At 59.5% G+C, this 14377-nt stretch carries 12 protein-coding genes, 1 tRNA gene and 1 pseudogene; 7 read left to right on the plus strand and 7 right to left on the minus strand.

Going from position 1 to position 14377, the window contains the following annotated elements; all coding sequences use genetic code 11:
- Positions 1–77 precede the first annotated feature (77 nt).
- The 5 genes and pseudogenes from ACZ1G0_RS01375 to ACZ1G0_RS01395 all read left to right on the plus strand — a co-directional run.
- Positions 78–926 (plus strand): M15 family metallopeptidase, encoded by an 849-nt coding sequence (locus tag ACZ1G0_RS01375; RefSeq protein WP_472735304.1) that lies wholly within the window; start codon positions 78–80, stop codon positions 924–926.
- A gap of 72 nt (positions 927–998) precedes the next feature.
- Entirely contained in the window at positions 999–1277 is a 279-nt protein-coding gene (locus ACZ1G0_RS01380) for a hypothetical protein (RefSeq protein WP_472735305.1), read from the plus strand.
- On the plus strand, positions 1249–1953 hold the full coding sequence (locus ACZ1G0_RS01385; RefSeq protein ID WP_472735306.1) for a winged helix-turn-helix domain-containing protein: 705 nt from the start codon (positions 1249–1251) through the stop codon (positions 1951–1953). Before ACZ1G0_RS01380 ends, ACZ1G0_RS01385 begins: the two co-directional genes overlap by 29 nt.
- Before the next feature lie 64 nt (positions 1954–2017).
- On the plus strand, positions 2018–4525 hold the full coding sequence (locus ACZ1G0_RS01390) for a methyl-accepting chemotaxis protein (RefSeq protein ID WP_472735307.1): 2508 nt from the start codon (positions 2018–2020) through the stop codon (positions 4523–4525).
- Between the two features lie 178 nt (positions 4526–4703).
- A pseudogene (locus ACZ1G0_RS01395) lies at positions 4704–5782 on the plus strand (IS3 family transposase); the annotation flags it as partial.
- A 582-nt stretch (positions 5783–6364) separates the two neighbouring features.
- On the opposite strand, the gene ACZ1G0_RS01400 reads toward ACZ1G0_RS01395, so the two are convergent.
- Positions 6365–6441 (minus strand) — tRNA-Arg (locus ACZ1G0_RS01400).
- Between the two features lie 146 nt (positions 6442–6587).
- On the opposite strand from ACZ1G0_RS01400, the gene ACZ1G0_RS01405 reads away from it, so the two are divergent.
- Positions 6588–7574, plus strand: a complete 987-nt coding sequence (locus ACZ1G0_RS01405) for a LacI family DNA-binding transcriptional regulator (protein ID WP_472737754.1) — start codon at positions 6588–6590, stop codon at positions 7572–7574.
- Here the strand turns inward: ACZ1G0_RS01405 and ACZ1G0_RS01410 are convergent.
- The 4 genes from ACZ1G0_RS01410 to ACZ1G0_RS01425 form a co-directional block, all read right to left on the minus strand.
- The gene (locus ACZ1G0_RS01410) at positions 7571–8983 is read right to left on the minus strand and encodes an L-serine ammonia-lyase (RefSeq protein ID WP_472735308.1); all 1413 of its coding nucleotides are present in this window, start codon (positions 8981–8983) and stop codon (positions 7571–7573) included. The two genes, ACZ1G0_RS01405 and ACZ1G0_RS01410, sit on opposite strands and share 4 nt — an antisense overlap.
- A gap of 66 nt (positions 8984–9049) precedes the next feature.
- Positions 9050–9934, minus strand: a complete 885-nt coding sequence (locus tag ACZ1G0_RS01415; RefSeq protein ID WP_472735309.1) for a lysophospholipid acyltransferase family protein — start codon at positions 9932–9934, stop codon at positions 9050–9052.
- Positions 9931–10674, minus strand: coding sequence for a glycosyltransferase family 25 protein (locus tag ACZ1G0_RS01420; RefSeq protein WP_472735310.1), 744 nt, complete (start codon positions 10672–10674; stop codon positions 9931–9933). The genes ACZ1G0_RS01415 and ACZ1G0_RS01420 overlap by 4 nt, the downstream gene beginning before the upstream one ends.
- The gene (locus ACZ1G0_RS01425) at positions 10671–11696 is read right to left on the minus strand and encodes a glycosyltransferase family 4 protein (RefSeq protein ID WP_472735311.1); all 1026 of its coding nucleotides are present in this window, start codon (positions 11694–11696) and stop codon (positions 10671–10673) included. The genes ACZ1G0_RS01420 and ACZ1G0_RS01425 overlap by 4 nt, the downstream gene beginning before the upstream one ends.
- Before the next feature lie 344 nt (positions 11697–12040).
- Between ACZ1G0_RS01425 and ACZ1G0_RS01430 the strand changes: the two genes are divergently transcribed.
- Positions 12041–12628 carry an alpha-1,2-fucosyltransferase gene (locus ACZ1G0_RS01430; protein ID WP_472735312.1) on the plus strand — a complete coding sequence of 196 codons (588 nt, stop codon included), beginning with the start codon at positions 12041–12043 and terminating at the stop codon, positions 12626–12628.
- On the opposite strand, the gene ACZ1G0_RS01435 is transcribed toward ACZ1G0_RS01430, so the two are convergent.
- The gene (locus ACZ1G0_RS01435; protein ID WP_472735313.1) at positions 12625–13755 is read right to left on the minus strand and encodes an ABC transporter ATP-binding protein; all 1131 of its coding nucleotides are present in this window, start codon (positions 13753–13755) and stop codon (positions 12625–12627) included. The two genes, ACZ1G0_RS01430 and ACZ1G0_RS01435, sit on opposite strands and share 4 nt — an antisense overlap.
- Positions 13716–14360: an ABC transporter transmembrane domain-containing protein gene (locus ACZ1G0_RS01440; protein ID WP_472735314.1), complete on the minus strand. Its 645-nt coding sequence runs from the start codon at positions 14358–14360 to the stop codon at positions 13716–13718. Before ACZ1G0_RS01440 ends, ACZ1G0_RS01435 begins: the two co-directional genes overlap by 40 nt.
- Between the last annotated feature and the right edge of the window lie 17 nt (positions 14361–14377).

Consider the following 14377-nt stretch of genomic DNA (forward strand, 5'->3'; position numbering starts at 1 on the left):
ACGGCGGAACTTGCCCCTTCGTCCCCTGTTGAGAGTGCACAATGGAAAATCGACTTATCCAGATCATACTCGGCGTTATGGGGCTGATCTTCGTCGGCATACTGGTACTTGTCTACTTTCAGTTCAGGCCGGAACCTGAAATTCGATATGCATCCGATGGTGATTTATCTAATGCGGGACCAGCTATAGACTCTGGTGCGCGGATCGAAATTGAAGTGCTGCGCTCGCAGATTGAGGCACTTGGTTCTCAAATTGAACAGCTGCAAAAATCCATCGCGATTTTGGAGTCTCGCCCCGCCCCAACTGCTGCGCCACTGGGTGACAGTGGGCCACGCGAACTGGGGGGTGCCTTTGCCAATGACGGACCGAATGCATTGCTCGATTCTTATGCTCAGGTCGTATTGATTGGGGCCCGGCGGGACCTGAACGAGGGGCTGCGCCACGCATCGCCCAGCTATCTTACAGGTATCTTCGGGCCGCCAAGGGCCAGCCTCACCTCTGACTGCTTGCCTATGACAAACGCCCGACTGCGCGCCAAACTGAAGACGGAGAGGGTGGGACCGATCCGCGTGCGCATGGTGGAACCTGCAATAGAAAGTCTCCGTTCTGTTTTCTCCAAGATCGAGGAGGCTGACCCCGACTTGTATGCCCGTATCAACACGGCCGGTGCCCTTTGTGTACGGCATATTCGAGGCGCACCCGGTCGGGCGTCGTCTCATGCCTTTGGTCTTTCGGTCGACCTGAATATCGACGGAAAGCTCGATGTACTTGGGGATGGCCGCACTCAATTGGGTCTGACGATCCTCGCTGATTTTTTCCGCGCAGAAGGTTGGTATTGGGGTGCGGGTTTCTCACGTGAGGATAGCATGCATTTTGAGGCCAGCCGCGATTTGGTCGAGCGCTGGATATCTGAGGGCAAGCTATAGGGTCAGGCTCGTTATCGGATAACCGCGGCGTTGCCATTGTATAACCACGGTGTTGTGGCCCATTGTTGGCGTATGAAACTGCTCCTTCCCTTCGTCTCGGCACTATTTCTGGCAACGTCTGCGCAGGCGGTGTGCTATGCCGACTATAAGGCAAAGCGCGATAATCCCCTGCGGCTGCATTATGGTGTCGTTCAGATAAACGGACCCTGCACCGCTAGTGCTGCGCAGGCCGAGATTGCGCGACGCATCGCCCGCGACGGGTGGCAGGTGTTGAACGTGGTCTCCCTGTTTGACGACAGCGGCCTTGAGGAAAGGAGGGACAGTGCAGGTGATTACTTCCTCCGCTACTGAAACACGCCGGGGCGGCAGCCGCGTGGTGGCCATCGGGATCGTGGCCATTGTCGTGATTCTGGCATTGGCGGCGGTCTTGCTGTTCGCCGCTCTGCCTGACGCCAACGCCTTTAATGCCCGTGTTGAGCGGATTTTTATCGAAAATGATGACCTGACGGGGGCGGCAGAACTGCGTCTGCTGGAAATCCTTGCGCAATCGGGAACGACATTCTCACAGGTGCTGGTCAGCTATCGAATGGCCATCTTTGTCCTACTGATTTTCGCGACCGCGCTGCTGGTGGCCTGCCTTATGTTTCTGGTCACGATCATCGCTCTCAACCGCCGCATGGGCGAGATTGAGCGGTCAGGAATTCAAGTCTCTTCTCTGTTGATATCCCGTCCGGAACGCATTGTTTTACTGAACAATATGGAATTCAAACTGACCGAGGCCGCGATTGAAACGCTGTCCGTTCTGGCCGAAGCACGCTTGGACGACGAGGTGCTATCGGGGGCCGAGATCGAGGCCATGATCACCGGACGTGCGCGCGAGGATTGCGACGAGGCCGCGGGTGCCACCAGGATCAAACGGCTGCGCGACACCCTTGGCAATCAAATGGTCAGCGAACTGCTGGTCAAGAACATCGCACGCCGTGGTTACGTGCTGGCGATAGATCAAGATGTTATCAAGATGCTCTGAGCGTGTGACCGTTTGTTAAGGTCTTTGCGTTGAGATGCCTCCAACCAGATAGTTGGAGAGATCAATGCTGAAACGTTTGCAGGCCATGTCGCTTAGTTCTGCTATGCTGACAGTGGCGCTTTTGGGTTTGCTGTCCTTGACGTCCATTGCGGGCGTGTTCCTTGCCTCGGACATAAGGTCGATGGGGTATATGCAAGGTGACCAAAAAGTTGTCGCCGTGGCAGCCAGCATCGGCGCACTCACCCACGAGATGCAGAAAGAACGCGGCATGTCTGCTGGGTTTCTGGCCAGTGGTGGCAGCGAATTTGGTGACCAACTGCAACAACAGCGGACCATGACCGATCAGGCGATCTCGGCGTTTGTTTCTGGTATGACGAACCTGCGGGGTCAGATTGCGGACACATGGGTCTTGGCGGCATTAGACAAAATTGACACAGACCTTGCCAGTTTACGGGCGCTGCGCGCGCGTGTGGATACGCAGTCTATTTCGATACCTGATTGGGTTGGGACGATCACGCAGATCAACAATGATGCAATCGATCTTTTGCCCCTGTTGGGTCGTGATATTTACTACGCGGGGACCGCGCGAGCGACCCAGCGTCATGCGTTGTTGATGCGTGCCAAGGACCTTGCGGGATTAGAACGGGCAACAGGTGCTGTGGGTCTCGGGGCCGCAGCGACCGGCGATGGCCATATCCCGCAACCGATTCTGGATCGCTTCATTGGGCTGACACGCAGTCAGGACCTTTTGTTTACAACCTACGGACAAATGGCTTCTGTCCCGCTCCGCGAAGAGCTGGATCGCTTCAACGCTCTACCCGCGACCACAGATGTTGAACGCTATCGTGCACTCTTGATTGGCAACGATCCCGCCCAATTGGAAAGCGTCAGCGGCGCGCAGTGGTTCGAAAAGATCACTGCAAAGATCAACGGTATCAAAAGCGTCGAAGATGCTGGCCTGCGCGAGATTCAGACTATCGCAGACGAGGGAATACAGACCCTTTGGGATCGCGTGGTGTTCAAAAGCGGTATCATGCTGGTGGGTATCACCCTGCTGTTTGGCGCGGTCCTAATTTTTGCGCGCACTGCCGGCACGTCGCTTTCCGCCATAACGCGCCACCTAGAGCGTTTGGCAAACGATGATTTGGATCACCCTGTTCCAGAGTGTCCACAACGCGATTTGCGCAAGGTTTGCGCTGCGATTGAAGAATTTCAAGAGAACCGTAAGGGCTATCTGAAACGCCTCGCCCGTGAACTTCAGCAATCCGAAGCCTCTCAGGTCGAGATTGAACAAACCCTGGAAGCTGTGTCTCAGGGCAGCTTTAACCGCCGGGTGAATGTTGCGGATCTACATGGCCTGCAACGTGTTCTTGGCGACGGTTTGAACAGTATTTTAGAAGTCGCAGAGACCTTTGTTACTGAGCAAGCCTCTCGCGATCAGTCCGAAAAAGAGGCTGCAAAACGTCAGCTTATTTCGCAAAAGAATGCCGTTGACCAAATCCGTCGCGTTGTCGAAGCCTGCGCTGAAGGCGATTTTTCAAAGCGACTTGATATCCAGTCCGAAGACCCTGCTTTGCTGCAATTAGCAGGCGGCATTAACAGTATCTCGGACATCAGCCAACGCAGTCTTAGTGCGTTGCAGACAACGCTCACCGCTCTTGCAAATGGTCGATTGGATGTTCGTGCAGAAGGCCATTTCCGAGGTCTCTTCGGTGAAATGGCCGAGGCGATGAATCTGGCGCTGGAGAATCTTTCATCACTACTTGGCGATATTGAGGTTTCAGCGAAGTCTTTGGGCGGCGCCTCTGGTCGCCTCAAGACGGCCTCTCATGAACTGACCCGCAGCGCTGAAAGTCAGGCCAGCGCGGTTGATCAATCCGCTAGCGCAGCAGACGCATTATCGGAGTCTGTAGATCAGGCAAGCGAGGATATGGCGCGGGGTAAGGATTTGTTGGGGGTCATGGACGCATCCGCTCAGGACATGGAGCAAGTGGCTGATCGCGCCGTCAGATCAATGACTGATATCGAGACAGCTTCGGCAGAGATGGCCAAAATCGTCGCAACAATTGAGGGTATCGCATTCCAGACAAACTTGCTGGCGCTGAACGCATCAGTTGAAGCTGCGCGTGCAGGTGCTGCCGGAAAAGGCTTTTCCGTGGTAGCCACTGAGGTACGATCCCTTGCTGGGCGCTGCGCCGACGCGTCTCAACAGGTCGGCGCACTGATCAAGGATAACGTAGCTTTCGTTCAACAAGGTGCGGATTTGGTCCGGCAAACGGGGGACTCGGTACAAGAAGTCCGGAAGTCTGTATCTGAAACACTTGATATTGTTCATTCCGCGGCGGAAGGCGCAACGCTCCAATCCCGGGCTCTCTCTGAACTGAAAATAGCTATGCAGCAGCTGGATCGCCTTGCCCGAGCCAATGCAGAACTTGCCCATGAAAATGGCGGTATCATGGAGGCTTTGTCAGCAGATCAGCAGCGGCTTTCAGCGTCACTTCATAAATTTGACACTGACAGCAACCAGAACTCTTTTGGTTCCGACCAAGACGCATGGGAAGCGGTCGCCTAGTGTGGCGACGCTGGCCGTCTTCCCTATAGGATATGGAATGTAGAGATATCTTGGACCAGTCGCGGTTTTGTGCCTCTTGAGGTTCCCCTAGATTTGTAGATGCTTTGCCCCCTAACTTTGAGGCGAGGAGGCCGACAGTGGGACAAGCAATTACAGCGATGATTTCAAGCGCGATGCGGTGCATCAGATCACGCTGCGGGGGTATCCGGTTCGGGAGGTGTCCCTGCGATTGGGCGTCAGCACGCATTCTCTTTACAAGTGGATGAAGCTGTTCGGGGAACCGACATCCAAAGCGAACATCATCGACCACGCAGCAGAGAACAGGCGACTGAAGCGCGAGCTGGCCAGGGTCACTGAGGAGCGCGACATTCTAAAAAAGGCAACGGCGTACTTCGCGCGCGAGTCCCAATGAAGTACGCCTTCATCCGGGCGCATCGCGGAGAGTTTGGCATCCGCGCCACGTGCCGGGTGCTGCGGGTTCATTTCAGCGGCTTCTAGGCATGTCTTAAGGAACCGTTAAGCCACCGTGCGCGGGAAGATGTGCGCCAGACAGACCTGATCTGGCTGGCCTGGACGGACAGCGGCAAGGTCTATGGCTATCGCAAGCTCACGGACGATCTGCGCGGTCAGGGCGAACAGGTTTCCGAGAACCGGGTGGCGCGCCTGGCGTCTCTGGCCGGGATCGCTGCACAGATCGGTTACAGACGCCGTCCGGGTCGCTACGGCGGCAAGCCAGCAATCGTTGCCGAGAACAAGCTGGAGCAGCGATTCCAGGCTTCTGCTCCCGATCAGGTCTGGGTGACCGACATCACGTACATCAAGACCCATGAAGGCTGGCTGTATCTGTGCGTCGTCATCGACCTGTTCTCGCGCCGGGTTGTCGGCTGGTCCGCCCAGTCCCGCATGACCACAGACTTGGCCTTGCAGGCATTACTGATGGCCGTCTGGCGCAGAAAGCCAGAAGGGAAGGTCATGGTACATTCCGATCAAGGCTCGCAGTTCACAAGCCGCGAATGGCAGACGTTTCTCCACCAGCACAATCTGGAACCGAGCATGGGTAAGCGCGGGAACTGCCACGACAACGCCGTCGCCGAGAGCTTCTTTCAGCTGCTGAAGCGGGAGCGCACCAGACGGCGGACATATCCAACCCGCGAAGACGCAAGGCGGGATGTGTTCCACTACATCCCGATGTTCTACAACCCAAAACGCAAGCACACAAACAATGGCATGCTGTCGCCTGTTGATTTCGAAATCAGAAAGCACAAACTGAACAAGGCAGACGTCCAGGAAACTAGGGGCACCTCACTCAAAGCGAACGCTGACTCAATGCAGGTGGTCTTGTATGGACCTCGAACTTTTGCGGATATGACCGCTGAAGAACGGGTCAGAGCTTGCTACTTCCATACTGTGCTGAAGTCGATGGCAGGCGAACGGATGCGGAACGCCACTTTGTGTGAAAGGCTCGGTATGGATGCCAAGAATGCCGCTCAGGCAACAAACGTCATTCGCAAGACCATGGATGCAGAGCTGATCAATGATGCAGATGAGGATCACCCTCGTGCAGGCTACCATCCTTGGTGGCACTAGTTTCTTGATCCACTCTTGATCCTGAGTGCCCTTTGGGCTTTTTACAATCGACTGTAGTCCACGTTTACAATGGCTTAGCTGCACTTCCCCTATCGGAAGTTTCTTGATCCACTCTCGAGCAAAAATTTCCACCGAGACACCAGAGCAAGCTCTGCATCCACCAAGGTCAAACTCGCATCAAACACCATGAGGATTAACGCTTCCGCACACCTTTGGGTGTGTTGGCAATTTCCTCAATGAAATCAGTAGGGCTGGCGACCCCGGCAGGATTCGAACCTGCAACCTGCCCCTTAGGAGGGGGCTGCTCTATCCAGTTGAGCCACGGGGCCGTTGTCCAACAGTGCGACGATGCGCAGGTTGGTGCAAGGCTTGTCTCGGATGTGAGTTTACCGCTAACAAGGAGGCCAGACTGAAAGGACAGATTTTGGTTATACGACCGGGTGATGTGCGGCGCGGGCAGCTTACGCTGCGAGATGTGTCTGAGGCTTCGGGCGTGTCAGAGATGACCGTCAGTCGCGTGTTGCGCAACCGTGGGGACGTCTCTGCCAAGACCCGAGAGCGTGTTCTGGAGGCCGCGCGGGCGCTTGGTTATGTCCCAAACAAAATCGCCGGTGCACTAGCCTCTAATCGCGTAAATCTGGTGGCTGTCATTATCCCCTCGCTCAGCAACATGGTGTTTCCAGAGGTGCTGGCGGGAGTAAATGAAATCCTTGAAGAAACGCCCTTGCAGCCAGTCGTTGGGGCCACGTCCTACAAACCTGTACAGGAGGAAAAGGTCCTGTACGAGATGCTGTCATGGCGCCCGTCCGGCGTCATCATTGCGGGCCTGGAACATTCCGAGGCGACCCGTGCCATGTTGGCGAACGCTGGATGCCCTGTGGTCGAGGTGATGGATGTTGACGGTGAACCTGTCGATGCGGCCGTGGGGATCAGCCATTGGCGCGCTGGCTACGAGATGGGTCAGGAAATTGTAAAACGCGGTTATCGTCGCGTGGGGTTCATGACGACCACGACCGAAGGCGATCACCGCGCGCGCAAGCGCAAAGAGGGTCTGGAACGTGCTTTGGCCGAAACCGGCGTCTCTCTCGCGGACGAGATGTATTATTCCGGCAGCTCCGGTTTTGCCAAAGGGCGCGAGATGACGCGGGATATGATGGAACGCACTGCTGATCTGGACTTTCTGTATTACTCTAACGATCTGACCGGTGCCGGCGGGCTGTTGTACTGCCTTGAACAGGGCCACGATGTGGGCGGTGATCTTGGGATGGCGGGGTTCAACGGGTTCACTCTGCTGGCGGGGCTGCCCAAACGCCTTGCCACGACAGACAGCTGTCGCCGCGAGATTGGCCGACAGGCGGCGCAAATCATTGCAGGGCAGACGGTCTTTGACGAGGCGTCGGATCGCAAGATCGAATTGGACCCCACCTTTGACCCAGGCGATACAATCCGCGCGGTTCGCTAACACTCCGGCAGGTTCACGGCGAGACCACCAAGGCTGGTTTCTTTGTACTTTTCTGACATGTCGATGCCGGTTTGGCGCATGGCCTCGATACAATTGTCCAACGGCATGAAGTGTTGGCCGTCCCCCCGCAAGGACAGCGATGCAGCGGACACAGCCTTGATGGCGCCCAGCCCGTTGCGTTCGATGCAAGGCACCTGCACCAGTCCGCCCGCCGGATCGCAGGTCATGCCCATGTGGTGTTCAAGTGCAATTTCTGCGGCGTTTTCGATTTGTGCGTTGGTTCCGCCAAGGGCTGCGCATAGACCGGCGGCGGCCATGGCGGCGGCGCTGCCGACCTCGCCCTGACATCCAACCTCGGCCCCCGAGATCGAGGCGTTATGTTTGACCAAGCCGCCGATTGCGGATGCCGTCAGTAGGAAGGTCTCGATCCCCTCGGCGGTCGCGCCGATGCAATGGTCGCGATAGTAGCGCACCACAGCCGGCACCACCCCGGCGGCCCCGTTGGTGGGACTGGTCACGACCCTGCCCCCGGCGGCGTTCTCCTCGTTCACGGCCATGGCGTAGACGGATAGCCAGTCGTTCACCACGTGAGGTTGCGCAAGATTTTGGCCCGCCTCTGCCAGCAATTGTTCGTGGATTGCCTTGGCGCGGCGCTTGACGAACAGGCCACCGGGCAGGGTCCCTTCCATCCGCAAGCCTCGTTCAATACAGGCATCCATGGCGGACCAGATACCCGCGATGCGATCCTTCAAGTCGCGCGCGGACATATGCGACAGCTCGTTCGCGCGCTTCATCTGGGCGATCGTCTTGCCGGTATCCGCGCCCATCTTGAGCATCTCAGCGGCGGAGCCGAAGGGATAGGGGTAGCCCGCCTGTGCCTTGTCCGCATGCAAGTCGTCTGCTCCGCCGTGACGCGTTGCCTCCAACTCTGCCTCGGTGACGACGAAACCGCCGCCGATCGAATAGTAGGTCTCCTGCATGTACAGGTTCCCGTTGGTGTCAAACGCACGCAGAATCAGACCGTTGGCGTGGCCCGGAAGGGCGGGGCCGTAGTCAAAGGTGATGTCGGTGTCAGGGTCAAACCGAAGGGGGAGGCCGTCCAGTTCCACAGTTTTCGATGTGCGCAGATCAGCCTCCAACGCTTCGGCCTTGTTGGGATCCAGTGTAGCGGGGGCAAACCCCATCAGGCCCAGCATGACGGCGCGATCCGTGGCGTGACCCTTGCCGGTAAACGCCAGCGACCCGTGCAAAGACGCTGCCAGCGCGGCAACCTCTCCCGCGCCGGGTTCCCGTTCGCGCCCCCCGCGCAGGTCGTCCAGAAACCGCGCGGCGGCGGTCATGGGGCCCATGGTGTGCGACGACGATGGGCCAACGCCAATCTTGAAGATGTCGAAAATGCTTAGAAACATCATGCGCCTCTTTTGATCTACAATGACCGAGGCGGCGACGATACAGCACGCTACATGCGACCGGGATCAGTCGCCTTGCGACCTTGACTGCTGCCACGGCATCAGTTTCCAGCGGTTGTGCAGCCAGTACCATTGCCCGGGGTTGGCCTTTATTTGTGCGGACATGACATCGTTGAACGTCTGCATCATCTGCTCAGGCGTCGAGTGAGGGATTGGGTCCAGTGCGGTGACGCGCACCCCGCCCGGTACGCGAAGGCCAAAGACGGGCACCAAGGGCAGGTCATAGCGCAGGGCCAACTCCGCCGGCGAAAGGGTCGTGGCTGCGGGCTGGTCCATGAAGGTCAGCACCGTATCGTCCTGCACAAATTGATCGCACAGCAGCGCCATGAAACCCCCGGATCGAATGTGGCGCAGCATATCGCGGGTGCCTGCCTTGCCTTTGGGGATGATCGGCGCGCCGCCTGCCTCGATCCCTTTGCGGAACAGGGGTTCGTAGTAGGGATTGTTGTTGGGCCGATAGAGCGCCCCTGTTTCCAGCCCTTGGGCGCGCAGAGCGTGGCGCACAGCCTCCCACTGGCCAAAATGCCCTGACACGATGATTGCTCCGCGTCCTTGGGATTTGGCGCTGTGCAGAGCGTCCAGTCCGGGGCCCGTGATCTGGAACGCCGCCGCGACCCTAGCATATTCATCGTTGTACAGAATCTCCGCCAAGGTACGCCCGATGTTGCGGCAGACCTGTCCCAGGATACGCAGGCGTTCGGGCCGGGGCATGTCCGGGTAGACGCGCTCCAGGTTCGTTAGGCAACGATTGCGCAAAGGCGGCACGATCCGCACCATGGCGTTGACCAGATGGCCGAACAGATTGGCCCGCCAGCGCAGGGGCAGGATGCGCGACACCCACAGCAGGGCGCGCAGGATCACCATCTGGGCGATATGGCCTGCTTTCCTCATGCGCCGCGATTGGCGTTGCGTTTGGCGTAGGCGCGCATTTGGGCACGGAAGAGGGGGCGTTTGACCTCGCGCACCAACTTGGCCAGCAAGGGCTGCCCCTTGGATTGGATCGTCGTCCCGCCCAGCATGGCAGAGGTTTCCGTTACGCCAGACGGCTGGATCAAGGCGGGCCGCACGCCCGTGCCCCAAGAGGTTTGCAAAAAGACGTCGAGGGGGCGGTCAAAGGTTTGGCTTGCCTCAGCCAGCTTGGCGGCGGCCCAGCCGGACACGACCGTACAGTTGGATCGCAGCGCGGCAAGCTCGGGCAGGTAGAGGGAATGGGGCCCGTGGCTGTGCAACGCAGGCCCCACGTCGTTGATCACACGCGGTTGCAGTTGGATGATCCCGAACGTCTGGATGTGCGCCAAGGCCAGCTCTATCGCGCCAGTGTGCAAGGTGGGATCAAGGGTCGTGTCATCTTCATAGATAACGGCCGCCTCGGTCCCCTGTTCCACCATCTCGCGCCAGATCGTGCGATGGGACAGAAAGCACCCACATTCGCCTGCACCCAGTTTGAACGGAAAGCGCGGCTGCATCGTTTCGCGACCATAATCGCCCCAAACGGCATCATGGGGCAGGTTGCGCGCGTCCACGGCAGGGGTGATCTGACAGGGCACAGGGGCGCCGCGGATGATCGCCTCGACAGCCGGTTTTCGACCTTCAGCGCGCAACAGGTGGATGATGTACCCTTTAGTGGTCATGTTTTGTCCCTCAGTTCCGCGTAGACCTTTGCATATCCATCCGCCTCTGTCTGGGCGCTGTGATGTGTCGTCGCGGCGGTGCGGGCCGCGCGGCCCATGCGTTTCAGGCGTGCGGGGTCCGACAACAGGGCGCTGACAGCGCGTTCGGCGGTTTGGCCCACAGGGACCACTGTGCCGGTCGTGCCATCGTGACTGAACTGGCGAAAGTAGCCCGTGTCGCTGGCCACAAAGGGCACGCCTGCGGCCATCCCCTCCAGTGGTGTCATGCCGTACCCTTCGTAGCGGGGCAGGGCCACGATCAGCGAAAGGGCGGGCAGGATACGGGTCAGTGCCTCAGGCGATTGTTCACCCACGAACAGGATGCGATCAGACAGGCCAGCGGCTGCGACTTGCGCGCGAAGTCCCTCTTCAAAGGACTTGTGCGTGCGCCCTGCGCGCCCAATGACAAGGGCCGTGGTGCCCGGATGATCCGGCAGCACCTTGCACATGGTGTCCACGAACAGATCCGTCCCTTTTTCGGGTCTGATCCGACCAATCGCCGCCACGCCACGCACGCCCCCGTAGCCGAGGCTGGCCCATGCCGCGGCTCGGTCCCGTGCGGGGGTCAACGCATCTGCATCCACCCCATGGGGTACGACGGCGCGCACATTCGGGACATACTCGGCTGCCTTCTCCGTGGTTGCCACAACGGCATCCATGCGCGAGATCAGCCAGCGGGGATAGGCGGAATGGCGGCGCTGCGCGGCAGAGGTGAAGACCAGCCTGATCGGCAGGCGCAGCACATCCCGCGCCCAGATCCCCGCGCGCATCTCGGGGTTGCGGCGCATGTGCCAGATGATCGGCGCGCGGGACAGGGCCCTTGCGGTGGACAGAGTAATCGGGTCTGGGCAACCGGGCAGGGGGTGACCCACAAGGCGCAGGTCCAGTGCCGACATCTGCGCCCGCACCACATTTGCCGCCGTGGCAGAGACCCCGGTGTAGTTGGGGTTGAAGTTGGTGACGATCAGGTCGGGCGCTTGCATGTGGACCGCTATGCCTCAGGCTTTCGGCTGCGTCCAGACGGTGCTAGTCCTTGGGGCAACAGGCAAGGGTGCGCGATGATCTACGTCAGACTTTTGGGGGGCTTGGGCAACCAGCTGTTTCAATACGCCACGGCCCGCGCGTTATCCTTGCGTCTTGGCACCGACCTGGCCGTCGATCTGCGCGAGGCACGGGCCCAACCGCAAGCCTGGGCGGCCCCCGCCCTGCACCATTTCAACGCGCCCTTTCGGGCGGATGGTCCGGGCCTTCCCCCTGCGCGCGGGGGGCTGCGGTATCAGGTCTGGCGGCGGTTTGGGCGCACCCCCGGTTTCTGCGCGAGCAGGGGTTGTGCTTTAACCCCGCGATCTTTGACGCGCCCGACAACAGCTACCTGCACGGCTATTTCCAGACGGAACGCTATTTTGCCGATTTCCTGCCGCAACTGCGCGAAGACCTGACCATCGTGACCCCGCCAAACGCGCAGAACGCGGATTGGATCGCGCGTATCGCACAGACCCCAAATGCGGTGTCGGTGCACCTGCGCCGGGGGGACTATCTGGCCGAGGGCAGCCAGCATGGACAGTGTTCGGCGGCGTATTACACCGCTGCCCTTGAAAAGATCGCGCAGGATGCCGGAGCGCTGCCCCATGCCTTCGTTTTCTCCAACGATCCAGCGTGGGCCAAGGACAACCTGATCCTTCCGTGCCCGATGACGGTGGTGGGTCACAACACACCTGAACAGCACTACGAAGATCTGCGCCTGATGGCGACCTGTGATCACCACGTGATCGCAAATTCCACGTTCTCGTGGTGGGGGGCGTGGTTGAACCCGGACGCGGGCAAGCGCGTGATTGCCCCATCGGTCTGGTACAACGATCCAAGCCTGTCGAACCCGGATATCTTTCCGCCCGGTTGGACTGTGATATCGGCCTAATGCTGGTCCTTGAACTGTAAGGCGTGCAGTTGGGTGTAAAGCCCCCCTTGGGCCAGCAACGCCTCGTGCGTGCCCTGTTCCGCCAATTGACCGTCACGCATGACAAGGATCTGATCCGCGTCCCGGATCGTGGACAGGCGGTGGGCGATCACGAGGGTAGTGCGCCCACTGGACAGCTTGTCGAGGGCTTGCTGCACCAAGGTCTCGGACCGGGCATCCAGGGCCGATGTTGCCTCGTCCAACAACAGTACGGGCGCTTCGCGCAGCAGGGCACGGGCGATGGCCACCCTTTGGCGCTGGCCACCAGACAGGTTGGATCCGCGCGCACCGACTTGGGTGTCCAGCCCGTCTGGCAGATCCGACAGGAAGTCGCTGACATGGGCCGCCTCAACAGCGGCCATCAGTTGAGCATCGGTGACGTCTGCGCGCCCGGCCGTGATGTTCTCGCGCAGGGTTTCGTCAAACAGCAGGGTCTCTTGCGAGACCACGGAAAAGTGCGACCGTAGATCGGCCAATGACGCGGTGCGGATATCAGTACCGCCCAAAGTGATCGTCCCGGATTGCGGGTCGGCCAGCCGGGTCAGGGCGTTGAACACCGTCGTTTTGCCCGCACCGGACAGGCCCACAAGCGCCGTGGTTTGCCCAGCCGGGGCGGTAAAGGACAGGTCGCGCAGAACCGGAGTGGTCCCGTAGGACAGAGTCACGGCGTTGAATTGGATGTCCGGGTTGGTGATCTTCAGCGGCGCTGTGCCCTGATCCTTCACGACGGCCTCGGTATCCAGCATGTTGAAGATGCGGTGCAGGCTGGCCAGCATGGTTTGATAGGTGCCCGACAGGGCTGCCAACCGCCGCAACGGTTGGAAGGCAAGGGCGAGGGCCGTGAAGAACGACATGAACTCGCCCACGGTTTTCTCGCCCGCGATGATCTCGGACCCGCCGTAGACCAGAACGGACAGAAAGCCGAGGCCGACCGCCACATCCACCAGCGCGGGGGCGGCGGCATAGCCAGCGGTCATCTTGACCGAGGCGTTGACGTGTTCGGCGGTGACGGATTTGAACCGCGCGGCCTGATACGCCTCCATCCGGTTCAGCTTGATCGGAGTGATCCCGTGGAAAATCTCGTCCAACCGGGTGGTGCGGCGCCCCGCAATGTCCCGCAAAGAGAAGCTTTTTTGCGGATGTAGCGCTGTACCCCGAAAGACGGCAGCATCAGGATCGGGATGCCGATGACGGCCACCAAGGTCCAAACCGGATCGACCGAGATCGCCACGACCATCAGGGACAACAGACCCACCGCGTCCCGGCCCGCACTCAACAGCAGAGCATTCCACGCCGTCTGCACCGCAAGGATATCACCCTGCACCCGTTCGATCAGCGTGCCCGGCGGGTTGGCATTGTGGAACGTATTGTCCAGCGCCAAAACGTGGGTCAGCAGGTCCTGTTGGATCACGGCGGATGATTTGTAGGACACGTGGGCCAGGATCGTCCGTTGCGCCAGCCCCGTAAAGGCGCGCAGCATGAACAGGCCAAAGATCACCAAGCCCACGAACCAGATCATGTCCGCCCGCCCCTCGATGAACAGCCAGTCGAACATCGGTTCCAGCATGTAGGACAGGGCACCCAGCGTGCTGCCTTCGATGATCATCAGGACAGCGGCGAGGGCGACCAGTTTCCAATGGGGTTTCAGATAGCCATGCCAAAGGCGGGACAGGGGTTTGTCTACGGTTTCCATGGGGTGCAGGTAGCTGC

The sequence above is a fragment of the Thalassobacter sp. HA4-2 genome, from assembly GCF_055693705.1.

Excerpts from the sequence above, each read along its gene's own strand:
- ACZ1G0_RS01380 (WP_472735305.1), top strand. The coding sequence starts at position 999 with ATGAAACTGCTCCTTCCCTTCGTCTCGGCACTATTTCTGGCAACGTCT.
- ACZ1G0_RS01410 (WP_472735308.1), bottom strand. The coding sequence starts at position 8,983 with ATGTTTCTAAGCATTTTCGACATCTTCAAGATTGGCGTTGGCCCATCG.
- ACZ1G0_RS01420 (WP_472735310.1), bottom strand. The coding sequence starts at position 10,674 with ATGACCACTAAAGGGTACATCATCCACCTGTTGCGCGCTGAAGGTCGA.
- ACZ1G0_RS01390 (WP_472735307.1), top strand. The coding sequence starts at position 2,018 with ATGCTGAAACGTTTGCAGGCCATGTCGCTTAGTTCTGCTATGCTGACA.
- ACZ1G0_RS01425 (WP_472735311.1), bottom strand. The coding sequence starts at position 11,696 with ATGCAAGCGCCCGACCTGATCGTCACCAACTTCAACCCCAACTACACC.
- ACZ1G0_RS01415 (WP_472735309.1), bottom strand. The coding sequence starts at position 9,934 with ATGAGGAAAGCAGGCCATATCGCCCAGATGGTGATCCTGCGCGCCCTG.
- ACZ1G0_RS01375 (WP_472735304.1), top strand. The coding sequence starts at position 78 with ATGGGGCTGATCTTCGTCGGCATACTGGTACTTGTCTACTTTCAGTTC.
- ACZ1G0_RS01440 (WP_472735314.1), bottom strand. The coding sequence starts at position 14,360 with ATGGAAACCGTAGACAAACCCCTGTCCCGCCTTTGGCATGGCTATCTG.